Consider the following 10,304-nt stretch of genomic DNA (forward strand, 5'->3'; position numbering starts at 1 on the left):
TTCGGCGACGGTCTGGAGCCTAGAGGTAGGAGTTCCCACTGAGAAGGTAATGGCGGTCGACAGGCTGCGTAGGATATTTCCCTATTTGCGCACTACCCATCAGAAAAGCCTGAGTCTGCGGTGTCCTTTTCGCGGGTAAACCCCACAGGCTTAGCGTCGCTCCCAAGAACGGCTCGAAACCTGTGGGAGCGGCCTTGTGCCGCGATCACGGGCGAAGCCCGCTCCCACAGGATCTGCTCAGCCCGGTCGGACGACTTCCCCAGTCGCCAGGTTACGAATCAGGCTAGGGTTCTTGCGCCCACCCAACGCACCACCCAGCACCAGGTCGAGATCACCGCGGAAATACTGCTCTACCCGCAACCGGGTCTTGGCCGCCGGGCGCCCACCTGGGTTGCAGGAGGTGGAAATCAGCGGCCCCACCAACGCGCACAGCTCGCGTACCAGCGGGTGGTCGCTGACCCGCAGCGCCACGGTGTCGTGCTGGCCGGTCACCCACTCGGGCAACAGGTCCTGGTGTGGCACCAGCCAGGTGTTCGGCCCCGGCCAGGTGGCCGCCATGCGGTCGATCCAGTCCTGGGGGAAGTCTTCGAACAGGAAGTCGAACTGGTTGATGTTGTCGGCGATCAGGATCAAGCCCTTGTCCACAGGACGCGACTTCAGCGCCAGCAGGCGGTACACCGCGTCTTCGTTCCAAGGGTCGCAGCCCAGGCCCCAGACCGCCTCCGTGGGGTATGCGATCACCGCGCCCGCCCGAACCTCACGTGCGGCTTGTTGCACACGCCAACTGCTCACCATTGCTGTCTCTCCGCGTAAAGGCTGAGGCGCAGTTTACTTAGCCCGGGCGGGCAAACCAACGCCCGGCTTCATTGCTGACCCGCCCTGCCAGCTCCAGTTCGCTGAGGCTGGCCAATACCTGCGCCAGCGGCTGGCCCGTGTGGTGGACTAGCCCTTCGGTGGTCTGCGGCGCGGCGATGAGCAAGGCCAGCAGCGGGTGGGCCGGTTCGTTGGCAGGTGCAGGTGGCAGGTTCTGCCAGCCGCGCAGGCTGTCGAGTATCTGCTCGGCGCTTTCCACCAGCAGCGCGCCATCGCGAATCAACTGGTGGCAGCCCTTGGCGCCAGGGTGATGGATCGACCCTGGAATGGCATACACCTCGCGCCCCTGTTCGGCCGCCAGGCGTGCAGTAATCAACGAACCGCTGGCCGGGCTGGCCTCCACCACCAGCACGCCAAGCGACAACCCGCTGATGATGCGGTTGCGCCGAGGGAAGTTAGCCGGTTGCGGTTCGGTATCCAGCGGAAATTCGGAAACCAGCGCGCCACCACGCTCGATCATCGCGTCGGCCAAGCGGCGGTGGCGCTGTGGATAAAATTTTTCAAGGCCCGTGCCCAGCACGCCAATGGTGTCACCGCCAGCCTCCAGCACCGCCCGATGAGCGGCACCGTCGATGCCCACCGCCAGACCGCTGGTAATGGTGAAACCCGCCCGACAAAGACAGCGGGCGAATGCGCCGGCGGTATCCAACGCGGGCGGCGTTGCCCGGCGGCTGCCGACGATCGCCAACTGTGGGCGCTCGAGCAAAAGCGGGTTGCCGGCCACGAACAACAGCGGCGGAGCATCGTCGATTTCAGCGAGCAAGGCCGGGTAGCCAGGGCTGTCCCACATCAGTAAATGCTGGCCCGGGTGCTCTAGCCAGGCCATTGCGGCGCTGGCGCCATCACGTACTTCGGGGTGTCGACGGGCCTCGGCGCTCGCCGCTGGCAAGCCAAGGCTGCGCCAGGCGCTGGCGGGCGCAGCGAGTGCCGAAGAGGCGCTACCGAAAGCTTCGACAAGCGTGCGAAACCGGCGCAAACCAACCTCGGGAAGACGATGAAGACGCAGCCGCGCTTCCAGTTCGGCGGGCGGGCAAGTGGGGGAAAGCGCAATACTCATGGCAGATCTTCCTTGATCGGCGAGGGGCTATCCACGTGGCACAAGCTGTGGATAACTTTGTTGATAATACTTTGACAAGCTGTCGATTAGCGTGGGCAGCGTGCCCACTGCCAAACCCTAGCCGAGCAATCCCAGGTGCCGAATCCGCCAATACCCTTTATTATGTGTGCTTAGTTTTCAACCAACGCACAGTGACTGCCTGACCCCTATGGCCATTCTGAACATTCTCGAATTCCCTGACCCGCGCCTGCGCACCCTCGCCAAACCGGTGACCGAGTTCGACGCCGCCTTGAGCCAGCTGATCGACGACATGTTCGAAACCATGTACGAAGCGCCCGGCATCGGCCTGGCCGCCACCCAGGTCAACGTGCACAAGCAGGTCGTGGTGATGGACCTGAGCGAAGACCGCAGCGAACCACGGGTCTTTATCAACCCCACGGTCGAAGAGCTGACCCACGACATGGGCCAGTACCAGGAAGGCTGCCTGTCGGTGCCTGGTTTCTACGAGAACGTCGACCGCCCTCTGCGTGTGCGGGTGAAAGCCCAGGACCGTGACGGCAAGCCCTACGAGCTCGAGGCCGAAGGCCTGCTGGCGGTGTGCGTGCAGCACGAGTTCGACCACCTCAACGGCAAGCTGTTCGTCGACTACCTGTCCCAACTCAAACGCGACCGGATCAAGAAAAAGCTGGAAAAGCAGCACCGCCAGCAAGCCTGATCCCCACCTTCCAAAGGCTTGCTCCGGCAAGCCTTTTTCTTTTCGCAAGCGAGAACTCCATGCGCATCGTCTTCGCAGGCACTCCAGAGTTTGCCGCCGAACACCTCAAGGCCCTGCTCGACAGCCCTTACGAGATCGTGGCCGTCTACACCCAGCCCGACCGCCCCGCAGGCCGTGGCCAGAAGCTGATGCCGAGTGCCGTCAAGGCACTGGCCGTGGCCCACGACATCCCGGTGTTGCAGCCGCCCACCCTGCGCAACGCCGAAGCCCAGGCTGAACTGGCCGCGCTCGAGCCCGACCTGATGGTGGTGGTCGCCTACGGCCTGATCCTGCCGCAAGCCGTGCTGGATATCCCGCGCCTGGGCTGCATCAACAGCCACGCCTCGCTGCTGCCACGCTGGCGCGGTGCGGCGCCGATCCAGCGCGCCGTGGAAGCGGGCGATGCCGAAAGCGGCGTAACCGTGATGCGCATGGAAGCGGGCCTGGACACCGGCCCCATGCTGCTCAAGGTCACCACCCCGATCAGCGCCGAAGACACCGGCGGCACCTTGCACGACCGCCTGGCCGAAATGGGCCCGCCTGCCGTGATCCAGGCCATCGCCGGCTTGGCCGACGGCTCGCTGCAAGGCGAGGTGCAGGACGATGCCCTGGCCACCTACGCGCACAAACTGAACAAGGACGAAGCCCGCCTGGATTGGAGCCGCCCGGCCGTTGAGCTGGAACGCCTGATTCGTGCGTTCAACCCTTGGCCGGTGTGCCACAGCACCCTCGACGGCGAAAGCGTGAAGGTGCTCGCCGCCACCTTATCCACAGGCCAGGGCGCCCCTGGTGAAATCCTCAGCGCCAGCAAGGACGGCCTGGTCGTCGCTTGCGGTGACGCCGCCCTGAGCCTCACCCGCCTGCAACTGCCCGGCGGCAAGGCGCTGGCCTTCAGCGACCTGTTCAACAGCCGCCGCGAGAAATTCGCCAGTGGCAAGGTGCTCGGCCAATGAACCCACGCCTGGCTGCCGCTCGCGCCCTGGCCGCCGTGCTCAGCGGCAAGGCCTCGCTGAACAGCTCGTTGCCCGCACAACTGGACAAGGTCGAGGAACGCGACCGCGGCCTGGTCCAGGACCTGGCCTTCGGTACCGCCCGCTGGCAGCCGCGCCTGGAACTGCTGGCCGCGCAACTGCTGCAAAAGCCCTTCAAGGCTGCCGATGCCGACGTGCACGCGCTGCTGCTGGTGGGCCTGTACCAGCTGTTCTACACGCGCATTCCGGCCCACGCCGCCCTCGGCGAAACGGTGGGTTGCGCCGACAAGCTCAAGAAGCCCTGGGCCAAGGGCCTGCTCAATGCCGTGCTGCGCCGCGCCCAGCGCGAAGGCGAGGCGCTGCTGGCCGACATGGAGCGCGACCCGGTGGTGCGCACCGCCCACCCACGCTGGTTGCAGAAGGCGCTGAAAGCCTTCTGGCCCGAGCAGTGGGAAGCCATTTGCGCGGCCAACAACGCGCACCCGCCGATGATCCTGCGGGTCAACCGTCGCCATCACAGCCGTGATGCCTACCTGGCGCTGCTGGCCGAGGCCGGTATCTCAGCCAATCCTTGCCAGTACAGCCGCGATGGCATCGTTCTGGATGAAGCCTGCGACGTACGCGGCCTGCCCGGCTTCGCCGAAGGTTGGGTGAGCGTGCAGGATGAAGCCGCGCAGCTGTCCGCCGACCTGCTGGAACTGGCGCCCGGCCAACGCGTGCTCGACGCCTGCTGCGCCCCCGGCGGCAAGACCTGCCACCTGCTCGAAGCCGAACCGGGCCTTGCGCACATGGTCGCCATCGACCTGGAAGCCAAGCGCCTGACCCGGGTGCGCGAAAACCTCGACCGCCTCAAGCTCGACGCCGAGCTGATTGCCTGCGATGCCCGCGACACCGCCAGCTGGTGGGACGGCAAGCCGTTCCAGCGCATCCTGCTCGACGCACCATGCTCGGCCACCGGCGTGATCCGCCGCCACCCGGACATCAAGCTGACCCGCCAGGCCGACGACATCCCCGCCCTGGCCGCCTTGCAAGGCGAGTTGCTCGATGCCCTGTGGCCCACCCTGGAAGTGGGCGGCATGTTGCTGTACGCCACCTGCTCCAGCCTGCCCACGGAAAACACCGAAGTGATCGAAGCCTTCCTCGCCCGCACCCCCGGTGCCCGCGAGCTGGACCTGGCCACCGAAGCCGGCCTGCGCCAGCCCCACGGCCGCCAGCTGCTGGCCCAGGAAGGCGGCCACGACGGCTTCTACTATGCCAAGCTGATTAAAATCGCCGCCTCACGCGGGTAAGAACAAGAAGGGTAGGGAGTAGCGGATGAAGATCATCATCCTCGGCGCAGGCCAGGTAGGCGGCACGCTGGCAGAACACCTGGCCAGCGAAGCGAACGACATCACCGTGGTCGACACCGATGGCGACCGCCTGCGCGACCTCGGCGACCGCCTCGATATCCGCACCGTGCAGGGCCGTGGCTCGCTGCCGACGGTGCTGCGCCAGGCCGGTGCCGACGACGCCGACATGCTGGTGGCGGTGACCAACAGCGACGAAACCAACATGGTCGCCTGCCAGGTGGCCTATTCGCTGTTCCACACCCCGACCAAGATCGCCCGGGTGCGCGAGTCGGCCTACCTCACCCGCGAGGAACTGTTCGACAACGACCACATCCCGGTCGACGTGCTGATCAGCCCCGAACAGGTGGTAACCAACTACATCAAGCGCCTGATCGAGCACCCCGGCGCCTTGCAGGTCATCGACTTCGCCGAGGGCAAGGCCCAGCTGGTGGCGGTCAAGGCCTACTACGGCGGCCCATTGGTGGGCCAGCAGCTGCGCCAGATCCGCGCCCACATGCCCAACGTCGACACCCGCGTGGCCGCCATCTTCCGCCGCGACCGGCCGATCAAGCCCCATGGCGACACAGTGATCGAGGCCGACGACGAGGTGTTCTTCATCGCCGCGAAAAAGGACATTCGCGCGGTGATGGGCGAGCTGCGGCGTCTCGATGAAACCAACAAGCGCGTGGTGATCGCCGGTGGCGGGCAGATCGGCGAGCGCCTGGCCGAGGCCATCGAGAGCCGCTACCAGGTGAAGATCATCGAGATGAACCCTACGCGCTGCCGCTACCTTTCCGACACCCTGGAAAGCACCGTGGTGCTGCAAGGCAGCGCTTCGGACAAGGACCTGATGCTCGAAGAGAACATCGCCGAGGCGGATATCTTCCTGGCCCTGACCAACGACGACGAGGCCAACATCATGTCGTCGCTGCTGGCCAAGCGCCTGGGCGCGCGCAAGGTGATGACACTGATCAACAACCCGGCCTACGTCGACCTGGTGCAGGGCGGCGATATCGACATCGCCATCAGCCCGCAGCTGGCGACCATCGGCACCTTGCTGGCCCACGTGCGCCGCGGCGACATCGTCAGCGTGCACTCGCTGCGCCGGGGTGCGGCCGAAGCCATCGAGGCGGTGGCCCACGGCGACTCGAAGTCGAGCAAGGTGATCGGCAAGGCCATCGAGCACATCGCCTTGCCGCCGGGCACCACCATCGGCGCGATCATCCGCGACGAAGAGGTGCTGATCGCCCACGACGATACTGTGATCGAGGCGGGCGACCACGTGATTCTGTTCGTTGTGGATAAAAAGCATATTCGCGACGTGGAGAAGCTGTTCCACGTGGGCCTGAGCTTCTTCTAAGGAGAGAGACGATGCGCGAATCGCTGGAAAAGATGCTGGCCAAGGGTGTGGATAACGCCCTGCTGCGCTTCGGCCTGGGCAAGGCTTGGCTGGACGAAGGCAACGGCGCCGAGGCTGCGGTGCACCTGGCGCGCTGCGTAGAGCAGGACCCTAAGTATTCGGCGGCGTGGAAGCTGCTGGGCAAGGCGTATCAGTTGCAAGGGGATAAAGAGGCGGCGCGCAAGGCTTGGGAGGATGGCATCGTCGCGGCCCAGGCCCATGGCGACAAGCAGGCTGAAAAAGAGATGACGGTGTTTCTGAAAAAACTCAACAAAACCCAAAGCTGACGCCGTCCCTGTAGGAGCGGGCTTGCCCGCGAACCAGGCACCGCGGTGTATGGCACCGGTGTAGCCGGTGTTCGCGGGCAAGCCCGCTCCTACAGGGGTCAGTACCAGCGCGCCTCGCCCGCTGGCCGCTTCTTGAAGCGCTTCATGCTCCACATGTACTGGCTCGGGTACTCACGCACATAACGCTCGACCACCCGGCTCATGGCCGCCGCCGATACATTCACGTCAGTGCTGTACATCTCTTCCGGCGCCGCTTCCAGGAACACCTTGAACCCCGACCCATCCGGCAGCCGCAGGGCATGCAGGAACACCCCCACCGCCTTTCCACCGGCGAGCATGTTCGGCACGAACTTGCTGGTCAGCGCCTGGGTGCCGAGGAACGGCACGAACACCCCGGCGGACTCGGCCGGCTCCGGGTCGGCGGGAATGCCCACCTGGCCACCCCGACGCACTTCCTTGATCACGCTGAGAATGCCTTCCTTGGTCGACGGCGCCACGCGGTTGCCCATCTGCACCCGTTGCTCGCGCAGCAGGTCGTCCACGGCCTTCAACTTGGGCGGGCGATAGAAGATGATCGGTTTGCACTGGTTGCAATAGAAGTGGTTCAGCACTTCCCAATTGCCCAGGTGGCTGGTGATGCCGACCACGCCCTTGCCCGAGGCCAGGGCCTGCTCCAGCACTTCCAGGCCATGCACTTCCTTGACCAGCTCCAGCGAACGCTGCGGCGGCCAGATCCACGCACAGGCGCTTTCCACGAACGACTTGCCAATGTCTTTCAGGGCACGGCCCACCAGTTGCTCACGCTCGGCCGGGTTCATCTGCGGGAAGCACTTGGCCAGGTTGATGCGCACCACGTTGCGCGAGCCGTTGGGCACTTTCCACATCAGCCAGCCGATGCCAGCGCCAACGCGCTGTACCGCGCCCCAGGGCAGCTTGGCGAACAAGCGCAGTACCCCGACCATCACGGCGCCCTTGAACTTTTCCACAGGCAAATTCCTTATTTCTGCAAGGCGCGCATTGTAGCGCTTCAGCGCGCCAGCGCGGCGTAGCGATCGCAATCGGTGGTGTGGTCCATGACCATGCCGGTGGCTTGCATGAAGGCGTAGCAGATGGTCGGGCCGACGAAGGTGAAGCCCTTCTTCTGCAAGGCCTTGCTCATGGCCTTGGCTTCATCGGTAACCGCTGGCATCTCTGCGCGGCCTTTGAAATGGTTGATCTTCGGCGTACCGCCGACGAACGACCACAGCCACTCGCCCGGGTTATCCAGCGCCAGCCAGGCCCGCGCATTGCGCCGTGCGCCGGCGACTTTCAGGCGGTTGCGGATGATGCCGGGGTCGAGCAGTAATTCCTCGATACGCGCGTCGCTCATCTGCGCCAATTGATGCGGGTCGAAGCCGAACATCACCTTGCGGTAGTGCTCGCGTTTGCGCAGCACGGTGATCCACGAAAGGCCCGCTTGGAACCCTTCGAGCAAAAGCATCTCGAAGAGCAACGCCGGGTCACGCTGTGGCGTTCCCCATTCCTGGTCATGGTAGGCCTGGTACAACGGATCGTCGGTACACCAAAAGCAGCGTGGCATAAGGCTCCAATGAGTAGAGGGCGAGGCGAATCGGGTTATACTCCCGCTCTTTACATCCGCATCCCCAGATACAGGTGAATTTCGTGAGCCAGCCTACGCCAGCCGTGCGTACCTTCCAAGACCTGATCCTCGCCCTGCAGAACTACTGGGCAGCTCAAGGTTGTGTGGTACTTCAGCCCTACGATATGGAAGTAGGCGCCGGCACTTTCCACACCGCGACCTTCCTGCGCGCCGTCGGCCCCGAGACCTGGAACGCCGCCTACGTGCAACCCAGCCGTCGCCCCGCCGACGGGCGGTATGGCGAAAACCCCAACCGCCTGCAGCACTACTATCAGTTCCAGGTGGTGCTCAAGCCGAACCCGGCCAACTTCCAGGAGCTGTACCTGGGTTCGCTGAAAGCCATCGGCCTGGACCCACTGGTGCACGACATTCGCTTCGTCGAAGACAACTGGGAGTCGCCAACCCTTGGCGCTTGGGGCCTGGGCTGGGAAATCTGGCTGAACGGCATGGAGGTGACGCAGTTCACCTACTTCCAGCAGGTCGGCGGTATCGAGTGCTACCCGGTCACCGGTGAAATCACCTACGGCCTGGAGCGCCTGGCCATGTACATCCAGGGAGTCGACTCGGTGTACGACCTGGTCTGGGCCGACGGCCCGTTCGGCAAGGTCACCTATGGCGATGTGTTCCACCAGAACGAAGTGGAGCAGTCGACCTACAACTTCGAGCACGCCAACGTCGAGAAACTGTTCGAGCTGTTCGACTTCTATGAAAGCGAAGCGAACCGCCTGATCAAGCTGGAGCTGCCGCTGCCAACCTACGAAATGGTGTTGAAGGCCTCCCACACCTTCAACCTGCTGGACGCCCGCCGCGCCATCTCGGTGACCGAGCGCCAGCGCTACATCCTGCGTGTGCGTACCCTGGCCAGGGACGTGGCGCAAAGCTACCTGCAAGCCCGCGCACGCCTGGGCTTCCCGATGGCGACCCCTGAACTGCGTGACGAAGTGTTGGCGAAGCTGGAGGCTGCACAATGAGTGCTCAAGATTTCCTGGTTGAACTGGGCACCGAAGAGCTGCCACCCAAGGCCCTCGCCACCCTCGGCGACGCCTTCCTGGCTGGCATCGAGAAAGGCCTGCAGGCCGCTGGCCTGAACTACACCGGCAAGTCGGTATACGCAGCGCCGCGCCGCCTGGCCGTATTGATTCGCCAGCTCGACGTGCAGCAGCCCGACCGCAGCATCAATATCGACGGCCCGCCCCTGCAAGCGGCGTTCAACGCCGAAGGCCAGCCAACCCAGGCGGCCCTGGGTTTTGCCAAGAAGTGCGGCGTAGAGCTGTCGGAAATCGACCAGAGCGGCGCCAAGCTGCGCTTCTCCCAGCACATTCCGGGCAAGGCTACCGCCAGCCTGCTGCCGACCATCGTCGAAGACTCGCTCAACGACCTGCCTATTCCCAAGCGCATGCGCTGGGCGGCCAGCCGTGAAGAGTTCGTGCGCCCGACCCAGTGGCTGGTGATGCTGCTGGGCGAGCAGGTGGTCGACTGCACCATCCTCTCGCAGAAAGCCGGCCGCGAGTCCCGCGGTCACCGCTTCCACGCGCCGCAGAACATCACTATTTCCGCCCCGGCCAACTACGTTGAAGACCTGCGCAAGGCCTACGTGCTGGCCGACTTCGCCGAGCGCCGCGAGCTGATCGCCAAGCGCACCGCAGAACTGGCCATGCAGCAGGAAGGCACCGCCATCGTGCCGCCGGCGCTGCTGGATGAGGTGACCGCGCTGGTCGAGTGGCCTGTGCCGCTGGTGTGCTCGTTCGAGGAGCGTTTCCTCGAAGTGCCGCAGGAAGCGCTGATCACCACCATGCAGGACAACCAGAAGTACTTCTGCCTGCTGGACAGCGAAGGCAAGCTGCTGCCGCGCTTCATCACCGTGGCCAACGTCGAGAGCCGCGACCCGCAGCAGATCGTGCAGGGCAACGTGGAGGTCGAAGATCTGCCTTTCGATACCGCTACCTGCCGGCTGGATACCGAACGTGCGGTTGCGCAGGTCGAACAGCTACGTCCA

The 10,304-nt window shown here is 64.6% G+C and carries 11 protein-coding genes; 7 read left to right on the forward strand and 4 right to left on the reverse strand.

Features of this window, described 5'->3' with window-relative positions; translation table 11 throughout:
* Positions 1-237: 237 nt before the first annotated feature.
* Together ACQKPE_RS19215 and dprA are read right to left on the reverse strand one after the other, a co-directional pair.
* Positions 238-795, reverse strand: a complete 558-nt coding sequence (locus tag ACQKPE_RS19215) for an L-threonylcarbamoyladenylate synthase (protein ID WP_427668206.1) — start codon at positions 793-795, stop codon at positions 238-240.
* Positions 796-832: 37 nt separating this feature from the next.
* Positions 833-1,930, reverse strand: coding sequence for a DNA-processing protein DprA (dprA, locus tag ACQKPE_RS19220; RefSeq protein WP_427668207.1), 1,098 nt, complete (start codon positions 1,928-1,930; stop codon positions 833-835).
* Positions 1,931-2,138: 208 nt separating this feature from the next.
* Here dprA and def point away from each other — a divergent pair, with 208 nt between their 5' ends.
* From def to ACQKPE_RS19245, 5 genes are read left to right on the forward strand one after another with little or no spacing between them, the layout of a single operon-like run.
* Entirely contained in the window at positions 2,139-2,645 is a 507-nt protein-coding gene (gene def, locus ACQKPE_RS19225; RefSeq protein ID WP_427668208.1) for a peptide deformylase, read from the forward strand.
* A 59-nt stretch (positions 2,646-2,704) separates the two neighbouring features.
* Complete coding sequence (gene fmt / locus ACQKPE_RS19230) at positions 2,705-3,637, forward strand: methionyl-tRNA formyltransferase (RefSeq protein WP_427668209.1); 933 nt, start codon at positions 2,705-2,707, stop codon at positions 3,635-3,637.
* Positions 3,634-4,944 (forward strand): 16S rRNA (cytosine(967)-C(5))-methyltransferase RsmB, encoded by a 1,311-nt coding sequence (rsmB, locus tag ACQKPE_RS19235; protein ID WP_427668210.1) that lies wholly within the window; start codon positions 3,634-3,636, stop codon positions 4,942-4,944. Before fmt ends, rsmB begins: the two co-directional genes overlap by 4 nt.
* A gap of 25 nt (positions 4,945-4,969) precedes the next feature.
* Positions 4,970-6,343: a Trk system potassium transporter TrkA gene (gene trkA, locus ACQKPE_RS19240; protein WP_427668211.1), complete on the forward strand. Its 1,374-nt coding sequence runs from the start codon at positions 4,970-4,972 to the stop codon at positions 6,341-6,343.
* 11 nt (positions 6,344-6,354) lie between these two features.
* Positions 6,355-6,669 carry a tetratricopeptide repeat protein gene (locus tag ACQKPE_RS19245; protein WP_427668212.1) on the forward strand — a complete coding sequence of 105 codons (315 nt, stop codon included), beginning with the start codon at positions 6,355-6,357 and terminating at the stop codon, positions 6,667-6,669.
* Positions 6,670-6,767: 98 nt separating this feature from the next.
* Here the strand turns inward: ACQKPE_RS19245 and ACQKPE_RS19250 are convergent, their stop codons facing one another.
* Together ACQKPE_RS19250 and ACQKPE_RS19255 are read right to left on the reverse strand one after the other, a co-directional pair.
* The gene (locus tag ACQKPE_RS19250) at positions 6,768-7,655 is read right to left on the reverse strand and encodes a lysophospholipid acyltransferase (RefSeq protein WP_427668213.1); all 888 of its coding nucleotides are present in this window, start codon (positions 7,653-7,655) and stop codon (positions 6,768-6,770) included.
* A 41-nt stretch (positions 7,656-7,696) separates the two neighbouring features.
* Complete coding sequence (locus ACQKPE_RS19255) at positions 7,697-8,248, reverse strand: DNA-3-methyladenine glycosylase I (protein WP_427668214.1); 552 nt, start codon at positions 8,246-8,248, stop codon at positions 7,697-7,699.
* 83 nt (positions 8,249-8,331) lie between these two features.
* Here ACQKPE_RS19255 and glyQ point away from each other — a divergent pair, with 83 nt between their 5' ends.
* On the forward strand, positions 8,332-9,279 hold the full coding sequence (glyQ, locus tag ACQKPE_RS19260) for a glycine--tRNA ligase subunit alpha (protein WP_027592054.1): 948 nt from the start codon (positions 8,332-8,334) through the stop codon (positions 9,277-9,279).
* On the forward strand, positions 9,276-10,304 hold a 1,029-nt coding region (glyS, locus tag ACQKPE_RS19265; RefSeq protein WP_427668215.1), incomplete at its 3' end, for a glycine--tRNA ligase subunit beta. The genes glyQ and glyS, both read left to right, overlap by 4 nt.

It is taken from the genome of Pseudomonas sp. NPDC089554, from assembly GCF_050280645.1.
GTDB lineage: Bacteria > Pseudomonadota > Gammaproteobacteria > Pseudomonadales > Pseudomonadaceae > Aquipseudomonas.

Bases quoted from the DNA above. Each gene is read 5' to 3' on its own strand.
- ACQKPE_RS19215 (WP_427668206.1), bottom strand. From the start codon at position 795: ATGGTGAGCAGTTGGCGTGTGCAACAAGCCGCACGTGAGGTTCGGGCG.
- dprA (WP_427668207.1), bottom strand. From the start codon at position 1,930: ATGAGTATTGCGCTTTCCCCCACTTGCCCGCCCGCCGAACTGGAAGCG.
- def (WP_427668208.1), top strand. From the start codon at position 2,139: ATGGCCATTCTGAACATTCTCGAATTCCCTGACCCGCGCCTGCGCACC.
- fmt (WP_427668209.1), top strand. From the start codon at position 2,705: ATGCGCATCGTCTTCGCAGGCACTCCAGAGTTTGCCGCCGAACACCTC.
- rsmB (WP_427668210.1), top strand. From the start codon at position 3,634: ATGAACCCACGCCTGGCTGCCGCTCGCGCCCTGGCCGCCGTGCTCAGC.
- trkA (WP_427668211.1), top strand. From the start codon at position 4,970: ATGAAGATCATCATCCTCGGCGCAGGCCAGGTAGGCGGCACGCTGGCA.
- ACQKPE_RS19245 (WP_427668212.1), top strand. From the start codon at position 6,355: ATGCGCGAATCGCTGGAAAAGATGCTGGCCAAGGGTGTGGATAACGCC.
- ACQKPE_RS19255 (WP_427668214.1), bottom strand. From the start codon at position 8,248: ATGCCACGCTGCTTTTGGTGTACCGACGATCCGTTGTACCAGGCCTAC.